Annotated in this window: 16 protein-coding genes; 8 read left to right on the top strand and 8 right to left on the bottom strand. The window is 71.8% G+C overall.

The window, feature by feature from the left end; translation table 11 throughout:
- Positions 1-65: 65 nt before the first annotated feature.
- From AC1ROY_RS01830 to AC1ROY_RS01840, 3 genes are all read left to right on the top strand, one after another.
- Entirely contained in the window at positions 66-296 is a 231-nt protein-coding gene (locus AC1ROY_RS01830) for a hypothetical protein (RefSeq protein WP_493146596.1), read from the top strand.
- Between the two features lie 65 nt (positions 297-361).
- Positions 362-586, top strand: a complete 225-nt coding sequence (locus AC1ROY_RS01835; RefSeq protein WP_493146597.1) for a cysteine rich repeat-containing protein — start codon at positions 362-364, stop codon at positions 584-586.
- Positions 586-888 carry a hypothetical protein gene (locus tag AC1ROY_RS01840; protein WP_493146598.1) on the top strand — a complete coding sequence of 101 codons (303 nt, stop codon included), beginning with the start codon at positions 586-588 and terminating at the stop codon, positions 886-888. Before AC1ROY_RS01835 ends, AC1ROY_RS01840 begins: the two co-directional genes overlap by 1 nt.
- Here the strand turns inward: AC1ROY_RS01840 and AC1ROY_RS01845 are convergent.
- Positions 872-1453 (bottom strand): TetR/AcrR family transcriptional regulator, encoded by a 582-nt coding sequence (locus AC1ROY_RS01845; RefSeq protein ID WP_493146599.1) that lies wholly within the window; start codon positions 1451-1453, stop codon positions 872-874. The two genes, AC1ROY_RS01840 and AC1ROY_RS01845, sit on opposite strands and share 17 nt — an antisense overlap.
- 140 nt (positions 1454-1593) lie before the next feature.
- Between AC1ROY_RS01845 and AC1ROY_RS01850 the strand changes: the two genes are divergently transcribed.
- Both AC1ROY_RS01850 and AC1ROY_RS01855 read left to right on the top strand, forming a co-directional pair.
- Positions 1594-2373: an SDR family oxidoreductase gene (locus AC1ROY_RS01850; RefSeq protein WP_493146600.1), complete on the top strand. Its 780-nt coding sequence runs from the start codon at positions 1594-1596 to the stop codon at positions 2371-2373.
- Between the two features lie 5 nt (positions 2374-2378).
- Positions 2379-3776 (top strand): MATE family efflux transporter, encoded by a 1398-nt coding sequence (locus AC1ROY_RS01855; protein ID WP_493146601.1) that lies wholly within the window; start codon positions 2379-2381, stop codon positions 3774-3776.
- A gap of 55 nt (positions 3777-3831) precedes the next feature.
- On the opposite strand, the gene AC1ROY_RS01860 is transcribed toward AC1ROY_RS01855, so the two are convergent.
- From AC1ROY_RS01860 to AC1ROY_RS01875, 4 genes are read right to left on the bottom strand one after another with little or no spacing between them, the layout of a single operon-like run.
- The gene (locus tag AC1ROY_RS01860; RefSeq protein WP_493146603.1) at positions 3832-4395 is read right to left on the bottom strand and encodes a DNA-3-methyladenine glycosylase I; all 564 of its coding nucleotides are present in this window, start codon (positions 4393-4395) and stop codon (positions 3832-3834) included.
- Positions 4392-5066, bottom strand: a complete 675-nt coding sequence (locus tag AC1ROY_RS01865; protein WP_493146604.1) for an NAD-dependent epimerase/dehydratase family protein — start codon at positions 5064-5066, stop codon at positions 4392-4394. Before AC1ROY_RS01865 ends, AC1ROY_RS01860 begins: the two co-directional genes overlap by 4 nt.
- A gap of 5 nt (positions 5067-5071) precedes the next feature.
- Positions 5072-5497, bottom strand: a complete 426-nt coding sequence (locus AC1ROY_RS01870; protein WP_493146605.1) for a SufE family protein — start codon at positions 5495-5497, stop codon at positions 5072-5074.
- Positions 5498-5504: 7 nt separating this feature from the next.
- Entirely contained in the window at positions 5505-6077 is a 573-nt protein-coding gene (locus tag AC1ROY_RS01875) for a CarD family transcriptional regulator (protein ID WP_493146606.1), read from the bottom strand.
- Here AC1ROY_RS01875 and AC1ROY_RS01880 point away from each other — a divergent pair.
- Complete coding sequence (locus AC1ROY_RS01880) at positions 6076-6771, top strand: hypothetical protein (protein ID WP_493146608.1); 696 nt, start codon at positions 6076-6078, stop codon at positions 6769-6771. The genes AC1ROY_RS01875 and AC1ROY_RS01880 overlap by 2 nt on opposite strands.
- Before the next feature lie 132 nt (positions 6772-6903).
- On the opposite strand, the gene fdxA is transcribed toward AC1ROY_RS01880, so the two are convergent.
- From fdxA to AC1ROY_RS01895, 3 genes are all read right to left on the bottom strand, one after another.
- Complete coding sequence (gene fdxA, locus AC1ROY_RS01885; RefSeq protein ID WP_493146609.1) at positions 6904-7236, bottom strand: ferredoxin FdxA; 333 nt, start codon at positions 7234-7236, stop codon at positions 6904-6906.
- A 90-nt stretch (positions 7237-7326) separates the two neighbouring features.
- Positions 7327-7602 (bottom strand): RNA-binding S4 domain-containing protein, encoded by a 276-nt coding sequence (locus AC1ROY_RS01890; protein ID WP_493146610.1) that lies wholly within the window; start codon positions 7600-7602, stop codon positions 7327-7329.
- A gap of 3 nt (positions 7603-7605) precedes the next feature.
- On the bottom strand, positions 7606-10530 hold the full coding sequence (locus AC1ROY_RS01895) for a helicase-related protein (protein WP_493146611.1): 2925 nt from the start codon (positions 10528-10530) through the stop codon (positions 7606-7608).
- 85 nt (positions 10531-10615) lie between these two features.
- On the opposite strand from AC1ROY_RS01895, the gene AC1ROY_RS01900 reads away from it, so the two are divergent.
- Positions 10616-11755, top strand: a complete 1140-nt coding sequence (locus tag AC1ROY_RS01900; protein ID WP_493146612.1) for an MFS transporter — start codon at positions 10616-10618, stop codon at positions 11753-11755.
- Between the two features lie 54 nt (positions 11756-11809).
- Positions 11810-12766 (top strand): Bug family tripartite tricarboxylate transporter substrate binding protein, encoded by a 957-nt coding sequence (locus AC1ROY_RS01905; protein WP_493146613.1) that lies wholly within the window; start codon positions 11810-11812, stop codon positions 12764-12766.
- The last annotated feature ends 51 nt before the right edge of the window (positions 12767-12817 follow it).

A 12817-nucleotide genomic window follows, 5' to 3' on the forward strand; every position in this document is an offset into this window, starting at 1 on the left:
GCCTGCCCTGCCCCGCCCGCGCCTTCCAGCGGGCAGCCCGATCCGTTCCCGAGAGGAGAAATCGCATGATGCTGTCCGCAATCCGGCCGCTCGCCGTGGCCCTGGCCGTCGCCGCGCCAGGGGTGTCCCAGGCCCGCATGGTGATCGTCGAGCCGGTGCCGGTCTATGCGCCCCCGCGCGTGGTGATCGTCCCAGCCTGGCGGCCCGCGATCGTGGTGCCGCCGCCCGTCGTGGTCGCGCCGCCGGTGGTGGTGCGGCGGCCGGTCGTCGTCCTGCGGCGGCCCCATTACTGGTAGGCCGCGCGACGATTCTTGTCCCCTCGGCGCGTATCAGGCGCGACCCAACGGAGGGAGTTCGCCCCATGCATCGATTTGCACTGACCGCCCTGCTCGCGCTCGCCGCCCTGCCGGCCTGCGCGCAGCAGCAACGGCCGGGGCGCGCGCTGGCCCAGGCCTGCCGCGCCGACTACCAGGCCTATTGCAGCAGCGTGCCGCGCGGCGACGGGCGGATCCTCGCCTGCCTGCGGCAGAACGGCGAGCGGCTCTCGGCGCCATGCCGCGACGCGCTCGCCCAGGCGGGGCGCTGATGCGCGCGCCCCTCCTCGCCGCGGCCGGCCTCGCCCTGCTGGCCGGCCTGGCGCCGGACCTTGCCGAGGCGCGCTCGCGCTCCGGCAGCGTCACCACCTGGCGGGGCACCTGGAGCGGGTCGGCCTCGCGCGGCTGCGCGAACGGCACCTGCTCGCGCAGCCGGAGCGTGACCGGTCCTTACGGCCAGACCTGGTCGCGGCAGGGCAGCGTGACCCGCGCGGCGCCGGGCGACATCTCCGGCACCGGCACGATGAGCGGCCCCAACGGCAGCGTGACGCGCAGCTTCAGCCTGGATCGCTGACGGGCCTTCCGATCATCGCCAGCGCCGCCTTCAGCCCGCCGGCCAGGATGCGGTCGGACAGCGCGCGATCGGTCACGGCGCGCGCGAGCTGCAGCGTGCCGACCATCATCCCGTAGACCGCCATCGCCTTGCTTTCGCGCTCTTCCGGCGTGCCCTCGGGAATCTCGGCCGCGATCCGGCCTATGGTCCCGGCAACGGCGCCCGTAAAGGCCTCGCGCGTCGGCTCCGGGTGCCGGGCGATCTCGGCCGCCAGGGCTGCGGTGAAGCAGCCCTGGCCCGGCCCGTCGCGATGGCTGGGGCTGAGATAGCTGCGGATCCAGTCCGTGCCGGTGCCGGGGCTGGCCTCCCGCAGCGCCGCCTGCTTGCCGAGCGCATGCGCCATCGCCTCGCGGACCAGGTGCTCCTTGGAGTCGAAGTGGTTGTAGAAGGCGCCGTTGGTCAGCCCAGCCTCGGCCATGAGCCCGGCGATGCCGGCGGCCGCCACGCCCTCCTCCCGGAATTTTCGGGCCGCGACCTCGACGATGTGCTGCCGCGTCCCGTCCTTGTGGCCTTTCGCGTACCTCATGATCTGCTCCGGATGACATCCCGTCCATCTTTGGCGGGCGCCATTGCATTACGATCGTAATCAATCATTATGATCGTAATCTAACAACCTGCGGCCCGGGCTTCAAGCTCATTCGGCCTTTCCGGACAAGGACTTTCCCCATGCGTCTCCAAGGCAAGACGGCGCTCATCACGGGCGGCACCAGCGGCATCGGCCTCGCCACCGCGAGGCTTTTCCTCGCCGAGGGGGCCGAGGTGATCGTCACCGGGCGCAACCGGCAGACGCTCGACGCCACGCAGCGCGAGCTCGGCGACAGGGCGCTCGCCGTGCAGGCCGACGCCACCGAGGAGGGCGCGGCCGAGCGCGCGGTGGCCGAGGGCATCGCGCGCTTCGGCAAGATCGACATCGTCTTCGCCAATGCCGGCATCGGCGGCGGGACGCCGCTGGGCGGCACCACGGCCGAGGCCTTCTCCCACATCGTCCGCAACAACCTCGACAGCAGCTTCCTCACCGTCCAGGCGGCGCTGCCGCATCTGAGCCGGGGCGCCTCGGTGATCCTCAACGGCTCCGTGCATGCGGTGCTCGGCGTGGCGGGCTGGTCGGCCTATGCGGCGGCCAAGGCCGGGCTGCGCGCCATGTCACGCGTGCTGGCCTCCGAGCTCGCGCCCAAGGGCATCCGCGTGAACCTCGTGGTTCCCGGCGGCACGCGCACGCCGATCTGGTCCGCCGCCGCGCCGACCGAGGCGGCGATGGACGCCCTGGATGCCCAGCTCTCCCGCGCCATCCCGCTCGGGAAGATGGGCGAGGCGGAGGACATCGCGAAGGCCGTGCTCTACCTCGCCTCGGACGACGCGAGGCACGTCACCGCGGCCGAGATCGTCGTGGACGGCGGCCACACCGGCGCTCCCTCCGGCGCGCCGATCTACCGCGCCGCAGCCTGAGCGCCATGAGCCAGGCCGCCGCCCTCCCCTCGCCCGCTGCCGCCGCGAAGCCGGCGGACCGCAAGGCCGCCGCCCGCGCGGCCATGCTGGAGGGGCCCATCCTCGCCACGCTGCTGCGCCTGGCGCTGCCCACCATCTCGGTGCTCATCGCCCAGACGGCGGTGAACGTGGCCGAGGGCTATTATGTCGGCCTGCTCGGCACCGACGCGCTGGCGGGCGTGGCCCTCGTCTTCCCGGTCTACATGCTCATGATGATGATGTCGGGCGGGGGGTTGGGCAGCGGCGTGGCCTCGGCCGTGGCGCGCGCGATCGGCGCCGGCCGCCAGCGCGACGCCGATGCGCTGGTGCTGCACGCGATCGTGCTGGCGCTGGTCGTCGGCGCGCTCTTCACCTGGGGCACGATCCAGGGCGGGCCCTGGCTCTACCGCTCGCTGGGCGGGCGCGACGGGGCGCTGGAGGCGGCGCTGACCTATTCCAACTGGATCTTCGCGGGCTCCATCGCGATCTGGCTGGTGAATCTGCTCTCCGCGGCGCTGCGCGGCTCGGGCAATGTGAAGGTGCCGGCGCTGGTGACGCTGGGCGGCGCGCTGGTGATGATCCCGGCCTCGCCGGCGCTGATCTTCGGCTTCGGGCCCATCCCGCGGCTGGGCATCGCCGGCGGCGGGCTGGCCTTCGCGTTGTATTTCGGCGGCGCCTCGCTCGTGCTGCTGCGCTACATGGCCTCCGGCCGCTCGGGGATCGCGCTGCGCTGGGCGCCGCTGCAAGGACGGCTCTTCGCCGACATCCTGAAGGTCGGCCTGCCGACGGCGCTGAGCACCATCCAGACCAACCTCACCGTGATCCTGGTGACGGGCGCGGTCGGGCTCTTCGGCACGCATGCGCTGGCCGGCTACGGCATCGCCTCGCGGCTCGACTACCTGCTGATCCCGGTGCTGTTCGGGCTGTCCTCGGCGGTGCTGACCATGGTGGGCGTGAACATCGGTGCCGGCCGGCGGCCGCGGGCGCGCGAGATCGCCTGGACGGGCGGGCTCGTGGGCGCGGGCTTCACCGGCGTGGTGGGGCTGGTGGTGGCGCTGCACCCGGGCCTCTGGCTGAACCTGTTCACCGACGAGGCGGACGTGCTGGCCCCGGCGTCGACCTATCTCAGCATCGTCGCGCCGGCCTATGGGCTCTTCGGGCTGGGCTTCGTGATCTCCTTCGCCGGCCAGGGGGCGGGGCACATGCTGTGGCCGTTCCTCGGCGTCACGGGACGGCTGGTGGTCGCGGCGGGGCTGGGCTGGGTGGCGGTGAGCGTGTTCGGCGCCGATATCGCGACGCTGGCGGCGATCGTCGCGTGCTCCTTCGTCGCCTATGCGGCGGTGTGCTGCGTGGTGATGGTGTCGAAGACGGTATGGGGCAGGTAGAGGCAGGGCTCCACCCTGCACCCGCTGGGGCCGAAAGGCCCTAGACCCCGATCCGCTAGCCGCCTTTCGGAAAGCGCCGGAAACAATCCTTCGCGTGGTCGTTCACCATGCCCGCCGCCTGCATCCAGGAGTGGACGATCACCGGGCCCACGAACTTGAAGCCCTTCTTCTTCAGCGCCTTGGACATCGCCTCCGAAAGCTCCGTCTTCGCATGGATCGTCACGCCGTCGCCCTGAATCGGCTTGCCGCCCACCATCGCCCAGGCAAATTCGGAAAAATCCTCGCCGGCCGCCTGCATCGCGAGGTAGGCGCGCGCATTGCCGATGGTCGCCTCGATCTTCGCCCGCGCACGGATGATGCCGGCATCACCCATCAGCCGCTCGACATCCGCCGCGCCAAAGGCCGCGACCTTCTCCGGATCGAAGCCAGCGAAAGCACGGCGATACCCCTCGCGCTTGCGCAGCACCGTGATCCAGGCGAGCCCGGCCTGCGCGCCCTCGAGATTCAGCAGTTCCCACAGCGCGCGGGAATCTCGCTCCGGCACGCCCCATTCCGTGTCGTGATACGCGCGCAGCAGCGGGTCGCTCTCGCACCAGCGGCAGCGATGCGGCTCGGTCATCCGGCTTCCCTCGCTGCGGCGTCGATGTCCGGCGGCTCCAGGATCGCCTTCGGCGCGCCGTGCCGTGCGACGCCAAGCATGGCCTGGCCGATCACCTCGGTTGTCAGCACCCAGCGCGGCGCAAGCCGGCGCGCCAGGCTGAAGACGGGACTCATCAGCAGATAGGTCGCGTAGATCCATCCCACCTTCGGCCGCGCCCCGTGCAGCGGCTGGATGGCGCCCGGCCGGAACAGGTACACGGCCTTGAAGGGCAGCCGCTGCAACGCGTTCTCCGTCTCGCCCTTCACCCGCGCCCACATGCTGCGGCCCTTCTCCGTGCTGTCCGTGCCGGCGCCGGTGACATAGACGAAGGTCATGCCCGGATTGAGCGGCGCCAGCGCCCGCGCGGCGGCCATCGTCAGGTCGTAGGTCACGTGCCGGTAGGCGGCCTCGTCCATGCCGACCGAGGAGACGCCGAGGCAGAAGAAGCAGGCGTTGAAGCCCGTCAGCTCCTCCTGGATGGCGGAGTAGTCGAAGAGGTCCGCATGGATCAGCTCGTTCAGCTTCGCATGCGCCATGCCGGTGCGGCTCCGGCCGATGGCGCGCACCTGCGCGACGTCCGGCGCCAGCAGGCATTCGCGCAGCACGCCCTGCCCGACCATGCCGGTGGCGCCGAAGATCAGGACGTTCATGCGGCTCAGGCCCGCGCCGCCGCCTGGATGCGGGCCAGCACCGAGGCCACGCCATTCCGGCGCGAGAGGCTGATATGCTCGCCGAGGCCGAGGCGTGTGAGGAAATTCGGATCCGCCTCGCGGATCTCCTCCACCGTGCGGCCGTTGAAGACGCGCAGCACCAGCGCCATCAGCCCCTGCACGATCGCGGCGTCGCTGTTGATGCGGAAATACAGGCGCTCGCCCTCGCGGCGGGGGACGAACCACACGCGCGACTGGCAGCCGGGGACGAGGTTCGCCTCCACCTTCTCCTCCGGCGTGAGCACGGGAAGCTCCCGGCCCATGTCCATCAGATACCGGTAGCGGTCCTCCCAATCGTCGAAGAGGGAAAACCCCTCCTCGAGATCGGCGATCACCTCCTCGATGGTGGAGGAGGGCGCTGCGACGGGCATGATCCGCTCAGCTGGCCTTGGCGAAGGCGACGAGCTGGTCGCTCGCGGTCAGCTTGTCGATCTTCTCGATGGCCGCGTATTCCGCCGCCAGCCGCTCCAGCGCCTGCTCGTAGATTTGGCGCTCGCTGAAGGACTGGTCGGGCTGGCCGGCGTTGCGCTGCAGGTCGCGCACGACCTCGGCAATCTGGATCGGGTCGCCGCTGTTGATCTTCGCCTCGTATTCCTGCGCGCGGCGCGACCACATGGTGCGCTTGATGCGCGCGCGGCCCTTCAGCGTGTCGATCGCGGCCTCGAACTCCTTCTGGGTGAAGAGCTTCCGCAGGCCGGCCGTGGGCACCTTGTTCACGGGCACGCGTAGGGTCATGCGGTTCTCGTCGAAGGTGACGACGATCATCTGCAGTTCCATGCCCGCGGCCTCGATGACCTCGATGCCCTGCACGGTGCCGACGCCATGGGTGGGATAGACGACATGATCGCCGGCCTTGAGCTCGATCTTGGCGGCCGGCGGACGCGGCGGACCGGCCTGCTGCTCGGCGAAGCCGGGGCGACCGGGGCTACGGACGGCAAAGGATGGCGGCATGTTGGGCCTTCCCATGGGCGGACGCGGAGACATCGGGTTGCCGCCGCTGCGCATCGGCATGTTCGGCGGTGCAGCAACGATGATGTTGGGGCGGGGGGCGGCCGGCGCAACCGGAGCGGCGGCGGGAGCCGGGGCCGGCGCCTCGGCCACGGCCGGCGTGGGCGCCTCGACGGGAGCCGGCTTCGCGGCGGCGGGAACGGGCCTGGCGGGAGCGGGCGCCTTCGCGGCGGGAGCTTTGGGAGGGGACTTGGCCGGGGAGGCCTTGCTGCTGGTCACTGGTCGGGTTGCTGCCTTGGTGAGAGTGGCTTTGGGCTTGGCGGCCGTCTTGGCCGCCGGTTTCGACTTCGGAGCCGGCTTCGCGGCCGCTCTGGGGGTGGGCTTGGCGGCCGGCTTGGCCGCCGGCTTGCGGGCCGTCGCCTTGACGGGCTTGGGCGCCGGGGCCGCCTTGCGCGCGGCCGGCTTTGCCGCGGGCTTGGGGGCCGGCTTTCGCGCCGCGGGCTTGGGCGCCGCCCGCTTGGGGGCCGGCCGTGGCGCGGCCTTGGCGGCAGCCTTCGCAGGCTTGGCCTTGGCGGCCGGTTTCTTGACGGGGGACGGGGCCTTTCTGGCGCGCGCGGACGAGGATTTACTCCGAGGCGACGTGGCCATGTGCGACGAGACTCCTGCAACCCAGGGAGGAGGGAGCCGAATGCGCTGAACCCCTTGGCACCTCTTGCCTTCTGGCCGTGGAGATTGCGCTTCCGTCGCGATCATGTAGCACAAAAAAGGCGCCATGTCACGCACAGAGAGGCATTCTGCCTCCCTCGGAAGCCCCCCTCGCGTCAGCCCCTCAGGGCGTTCCGGGCTCCGGGCTCAGCAGCTCGGCCTTGCCGGGCTTGCCCTTCCACTCCTCCGCATCGGCCGGCGGCTCGCCCTTGCGGGTGATGTTCGGCCAGGACTGCGCATAGCTGCGGTTGATCTCGAGCCAGGGCGTCGCCTTGTCGTCGCTGTCCGGCAGGATCGCCTCGGCAGGGCATTCCGGCTCGCAGACGCCGCAGTCGATGCACTCGTCCGGATGGATGACCAGAAAGTTCTCGCCCACGTAGAAGCAGTCGACCGGACAGACCTCGACGCAATCCATGAACTTACACTTGATGCAGTTTTCGGTGACGACATAAGTCACGAAGGCAGCTCCCGATCTTCGCAGTCGCGGTAGAAATGACGCCGCGGCGCCACGTTGACAAGCGCCGGTCGCTCATGCCTGCCCCCAGGCTCATCCCTCCGGGACTTCCTCGTAGAGCGCGCGGGCCTCTTCGGGCGGGCCGCGGCGCTCGCCGAGGGCCAGGACGCGCCAGACGCGGACCTCGCCCGCCGACACGAAGGTGAGCACGTCGCCCACGCGGATGCGGGCATGGGCCTTGGTGACGGGCTGGCGGTTGAGGCGGAAGCCGCCCGCCTCGATCAGCGCGCCGCAGAGCGGCTTGGACCTGGCCAGGCGTGCGTGCCAGAGCCAGGCATCGAGGCGCAGGAAGTCCCCACCCCTCTCCATGCGCTATTTGAGCTTGAGCTTCATCAGCGCGGCGAAGGGGCTGTCCTCGACGCTGGTGGAGGGCCGGTCCTCGTGGAAGGTGCGCGTCTCGGGACCGCCCGAGCGGTCGCGATCGCGGTCGCGCGGCGGGCCGCGCCGGTCGTCGCGGCGGGGGCCGCCCTTGTTGGGGAAGTTGCCGCGGTTGCCGTCGCGGCGCGGACCGTTGTCGTTCCGGGCGCCCTCGGGGCGGCCATTCTCGGGGCGAGGGGCCTCGCCCGCCGGGCCCTCGGGGCGGGCCTCGCGCGGCGCGCCCTGGCCGTGGCGCGGGGCGCCCTTGCCGGGGAAGGGGCCGCGGTTGCGGTCACGGCGCGGGCCGTCATGGCGGCGCGGTGCCTCGGCGCCCTCGGCCGGCGCCTCGCCCTCGGCGGCGACGGGTGCCCCCTCGACCGGCGCCTGCTCGCGGCGCTGGTTCGGATGCGGCCCGCGGCCGCGGCTCGGCTGGTGCTGGCGGCGCGGCGGGGCGGCGGGGCGCGCCCAGGCCACCATCGCCGGCAGCACGGGGCCCTGCATGTCCTCCGGCAGCGGCTCGGAGGGGATCAGGCGGAAGCCGAGCGCCGACAGCACCGGCTCCAGCATGTCGCCCTTGATGCCGAAGCGGCCCAGGATCTCGGGCGGCAGCGCGGCGGGCGCGCGGCGGGTGAGGTAGCCGAGCTCGGCCGCCACGCGCTCGGCGACATCGAGGCGCAGCAGCACCGGGCCGGCGGGCACCCAGCCCATGATGGGGGCGAAGCCCTCGGGCCAGGAGAGCGCCATCACGCCGTCGGAGGGGATGGAGACCAGGCCCGGCGCCGGCAGCGTCGGCGTCGGCAGGTCGTAGCTCAGCGCCCAGAGCTGCGCGCGCAGCGCCATGGGGCGGGGCTTCAGCGCCTCGGGCACGTAGAGCGCGAAGCGGCCGGCCCGGATGCCGATCGCCTTGAGCTTGGCGCGCAGCTCATGGCCGATGTTGTTGCGGGTGTCGCCGGGCTTGAGGCCGAGCGTCTCGCGCAGCTGGAAGGCCGGGCCGCGCAGCGTGTTGTCCTCGGCGGCCTTGGCCTCGATGGCGCCGATGGCGGCCAGATCCTTGGAGAGCACGCCCTCGATCCAGCCGGCCAGCCGCAAGCGCACGCGCTCCCGTTGCGGGCCGTCCAGGAACTCGGACGCGTTGACCTCGATCTGCGGCTTGCCGGGCTCACTGCCCATCTTGAGGCGGGCGATCTCGGCGCCGTCCCAGGTGATGCGGTGCTCGGAGGTCAGCGCCAGGCTTTCGACCTTGGCGATGTCCAGCGCGGCCAGCCGGCGCGGGATCTCCTGCACGAGCGCGCGGCGTGCGGCGCGGAGGATGAGCTTCTTCTCCTCGTCGCCGCCCTCGCCCAGCTCGGGCACGAACTCGAAGCCGACGACCTGGCCGACCTTGTGGCCCTCGACCACCACCTCGCCCTGGCGCGTGACGGCGGAGAGCAGCTCGTCCTGCGTGTTGTCGAGGCTGCGGATGAGGTGCGCGGCGCGGCGGTCCACGAAGCGGGCCGTGAGGCGCTCGTGCAGCGCGTCGGAGACGGCGTCCTCGGCGGCGCGGGCGGCCTCCTGCTGTGTGCTGGCATCGCGCACCCAGTCGGCGCGGGCGGCGATATAGGCCCAGACGCGGATGGCGGAGAGGCGCGCCATCAGCGTGTCGAGGTCGCCCTCGGTGCTGGTGCAGGAGGCGATCTGCGAGGCGATCCAGTCGGAGGGCAGCGCGCCGTCCTCGGCCAGATGCGTGAAGATGCGCGCGACCAGGCGGGTGTGGGTGTCGTCCGCCAGCTTGCGGAAGTCGGGGATCTGACAGGCTTCCCACAGCTCGGCCACGCGGCCACGGGAGGAGGCGAGCTTGCGGATGGCCTCCTCGCGGGCGAGCAGGCTCAGCGTGATGTGGTCGGTCGCGTCGTTGCCCTTGGTCAGGCCGGGCTGCGGCGCGGGGGCGCCCAGGCTGTCGAGCAGCGCCTCGACGTTGGAGAAGTCCAGGTCGCTGTTGCGCCAGGCCAGCGCCTGCAGCGGCTCGAAGTGATGGCCCTCGATCTTCTCGACCATCTCGTCGGACAGCGGCGGGCATTCGGCGGTGACGCCGAAGGTGCCGTCGCGCATGCCGCGGCCGGCGCGGCCGGCGATCTGCGCGGCCTCCTGCGCGGTCAGGGCGCGGGGGGAATGGCCGTCGAACTTCTGCAGGCTCGCGAAGGCCACATGGTCGACGTCCATGTTGAGGCCCATGCCGATGGCGTCGGTGGCGACCAGGAAATCGACCTCGCGGTCCTGGTACATCTTCACCTGCGCGTTGCGCGTGCGCGGGGACAGACGACCCATGACCACGGCACAGCCGCCGCGGCGCCGCCGGATGGCTTCGGCGATCGCGTAGACCTCCTGCGCGGAGAAGGCGACCACAGCGCTGCGCGCGGGCAGCCGCGTGAGCTTGGCCGGGCCGGCATATTCCAGCTTGGAGAGGCGCGGCCGGGTCTCGATCTCGACCTGCGGCACCAGGCGCTGCAGCAGCGGCCGGATGGTCTCGGCGCCCATGAACATGGTCTCGACCAGGCCGCGCGCATGCAGCAGCCGGTCGGTGAAGATATGCCCGCGGTCTGGGTCGGCGCAGAGCTGGATCTCGTCGACGGCCAGGAATTCCGCCTTGCGGTCCAAGGGCATGGCCTCGACCGTGCAGGCGAACCATTTCGCCTCCGGCGGGATGATCTTCTCCTCGCCGGTGATGAGCGCGACGTTGGCCTCGCCCTTCTGGGCTACCATGCGGTCATAGTTCTCGCGCGCCAGCAGGCGCAGCGGGAAACCGATGATCCCCGAGGAATGCGCGAGCATGCGCTCCATCGCGAGATGGGTCTTTCCGGTGTTGGTCGGGCCGAGAATGGCCTTCACGCGGGCGTCGAACATGACCGTATTCCAGCAAAAGTCGGGAGCCTTATGGACCAAGCGCGGGTGATTGCAACTTGGCGGGTCCGGGGAGAGATTGCCGCCGGTGTCTCCTCCCCGCAGCTTTGCCCTGATCTACGGCGCCCAGTTCCTGGGCATCGGCGCCATGATGCCCTTCCTGCCGGCCATCCTGGCCGAGGGCGGGCTGACCTCCGGACAGGTCGGCGGCGTCATGGCGGCGGGTTCCATCATGCGCCTGCTGGCGGCCCCGCTGGGCGGACGGATCGCCGATGGCGCGGGCGACGCGCGGGTCATCCTGGCGGCGACGGCGATCGTCGCGGCGGCGGGGGCGGTGGGCTTCGGGCTGGTGGCGGGACTGGCGCTGCTGGTGGCGGTGCAGATCGCCTACAGCATCGCCATGGCGCCGGTCATTCCGCTGACGGATGCATTGGCCATCGGCGCGGTGCGTAAGCACGGCTTCGACTATGCGCGGGTCCGGGCCTCGGGCTCCGTGACCTATATCCTGGGCGCGGTGCTGGCCGGCCAGGCGGTGCAGCTGGCGGGGCCGCGCATGGCGGCCTGGATCCTGGCGGCCGCGCTGGTCGCCACCGCGATCCTGGCGCTGCGCCTGCCGGATGCGCGGCGGCCCGGCGTGGTGGCACAGGGCTCGCTCTGGGCCCCGCTGCGTGAGCCGGGCTTCGTGCGGATTCTTTCCATCGCGGCGCTGATCCAGGGGAGCCACGCGGTCTACTACGCCTTCTCGACGCTGCACTGGCAGGCGGCGGGGCTGAGCACCGGGTTCATCGGCGCGCTCTGGGGCTTCGGCGTCGTCTCTGAGGTGCTGCTCTTCGTCTATGGGCGGCCCTTCGTGCTGCGGCTCGGCGTGCGCGGGCTGGCGCTGCTGGCCGCCGGCGCCGGCCTGCTGCGCTGGAGCGTCTTCGCCGTCACCACCGAGCCCGCGCTGCTGCTGCCGGCGCAGATCCTGCACGGCGCGACCTTCGGGGCGATGCACCTCGCCACCATGCAGGCGCTGCTCGGCCTGCCCTCGCATGTGAGCGCGCGGGCGCAGACACTGGTGGCCTCGGCGGTGAGCGCCACTTCGGGCGGGCTGATGTGGGGGAGCGGCTTTCTCTATGCCGCAACGGGCGGCCACGCCTTCCTCGCCATGACGGGGCTCTGCGCGCTGGGAATGGTCCTGGCGCTGGGGCTCCGCCCGGCCATTCCGCGGCCCGCGGAAATGTCCTAGCCTCCAGACAAACGCCGGCGCACCGAGACCATCCACATTCGTCAGGAGTGCCCCATGCGCAGACGCGCCCTGCTCGCCTTTTCCGTCCTCGCGCCCGCTGCGGCCCGCGCTCAGGCCTGGCCCTCGCGGCCCATCACCGTCATCGTTCCCTTCTCAGCCGGCGGCCCTTCCGACATCTTCGGCCGCGCCATTGCGGTGGCGATGCAGCCGAAGCTCGGCCAACCGGGCGTGGTGGAGAACCGGGCGGGCGCGGGCGGCGCCATCGCCGCGGGCTTCGTGGCGCGCGCCGCGCCGGACGGTCTGACGCTGATGGTGACGGCCGGCGGCATCATGACGATCAGCCCGCTGCTGAAGCCCGACCTGCCCTATGATCCGATCGCGGACTTCGCGCCCATCACCCTCGGCATCCGCGCGCCCAACGTGCTGGTGGTGCCCACGGCCTCGCCCATCACCTCGCTGGCCGGCTTCGTCGCGGCCGCGCGGGCGGAGCCGGGAGCCATCACCTACAGCACGCCCGGCATCGGCGCCTCGGAGCACCTGACCATGGCCATGCTGGGCCAGCGCGCCGGGGCGGAGCTGACGCATGTGCCCTATCCGGGCGCGGCGCCCGCCGTGACGGACCTCCTGAGCGGCACGGTGAAAGCCGGCTTCCTCGGCCTCGGCGCCACCCTCGCGCAGATTCGCGGGGGGAGGCTGCGGCCGCTGGCCGTCTCCTCGGCCGAGCGGGATCCGGCGCTGCCGGAGGTGCCGGCCGTGGCCGAGACCTATCCCGGCTTCCTGGCGCACAGCTGGCAGGGGCTGGTGGCGCCGCACGGCACGCCGGAACCCATCCTGGAGCGCCTGCACGCGCTGACCGCCGAGTCGCTGGCGGCCCCCACGACCCGCACGCGGCTCCAGGACCTGGGCTTCACCATCGTCGCCAGCAGCCGGGCGGAGATGGCGGCGGCCATCGCGAGCGAGACGGAACGCTGGCGCAAGGTGATCGAGGAAGCCCATATCGTGGCGGGCTGATTCCCGCGGCCCGGCCGGGAGGCCGACCGAATCCTCCCCGCTATCCACAGG

The organism is Roseococcus sp. GW821-FHT12F05 (genome assembly GCF_058806835.1).

Bases quoted from the DNA above. Each gene is read 5' to 3' on its own strand.
- AC1ROY_RS01875 (WP_493146606.1), bottom strand. From the start codon at position 6,077: ATGCCGCCATCCTTTGCCGTCCGTAGCCCCGGTCGCCCCGGCTTCGCC.
- AC1ROY_RS01905 (WP_493146613.1), top strand. From the start codon at position 11,810: ATGCGCAGACGCGCCCTGCTCGCCTTTTCCGTCCTCGCGCCCGCTGCG.
- AC1ROY_RS01880 (WP_493146608.1), top strand. From the start codon at position 6,076: ATGTTGGGCCTTCCCATGGGCGGACGCGGAGACATCGGGTTGCCGCCG.
- AC1ROY_RS01860 (WP_493146603.1), bottom strand. From the start codon at position 4,395: ATGACCGAGCCGCATCGCTGCCGCTGGTGCGAGAGCGACCCGCTGCTG.
- AC1ROY_RS01845 (WP_493146599.1), bottom strand. From the start codon at position 1,453: ATGAGGTACGCGAAAGGCCACAAGGACGGGACGCGGCAGCACATCGTC.
- AC1ROY_RS01830 (WP_493146596.1), top strand. From the start codon at position 66: ATGATGCTGTCCGCAATCCGGCCGCTCGCCGTGGCCCTGGCCGTCGCC.
- AC1ROY_RS01895 (WP_493146611.1), bottom strand. From the start codon at position 10,530: ATGTTCGACGCCCGCGTGAAGGCCATTCTCGGCCCGACCAACACCGGA.
- AC1ROY_RS01890 (WP_493146610.1), bottom strand. From the start codon at position 7,602: ATGGAGAGGGGTGGGGACTTCCTGCGCCTCGATGCCTGGCTCTGGCAC.
- AC1ROY_RS01835 (WP_493146597.1), top strand. From the start codon at position 362: ATGCATCGATTTGCACTGACCGCCCTGCTCGCGCTCGCCGCCCTGCCG.
- AC1ROY_RS01855 (WP_493146601.1), top strand. From the start codon at position 2,379: ATGAGCCAGGCCGCCGCCCTCCCCTCGCCCGCTGCCGCCGCGAAGCCG.
- AC1ROY_RS01865 (WP_493146604.1), bottom strand. From the start codon at position 5,066: ATGAACGTCCTGATCTTCGGCGCCACCGGCATGGTCGGGCAGGGCGTG.
- AC1ROY_RS01850 (WP_493146600.1), top strand. From the start codon at position 1,594: ATGCGTCTCCAAGGCAAGACGGCGCTCATCACGGGCGGCACCAGCGGC.
- AC1ROY_RS01840 (WP_493146598.1), top strand. From the start codon at position 586: ATGCGCGCGCCCCTCCTCGCCGCGGCCGGCCTCGCCCTGCTGGCCGGC.
- AC1ROY_RS01870 (WP_493146605.1), bottom strand. From the start codon at position 5,497: ATGCCCGTCGCAGCGCCCTCCTCCACCATCGAGGAGGTGATCGCCGAT.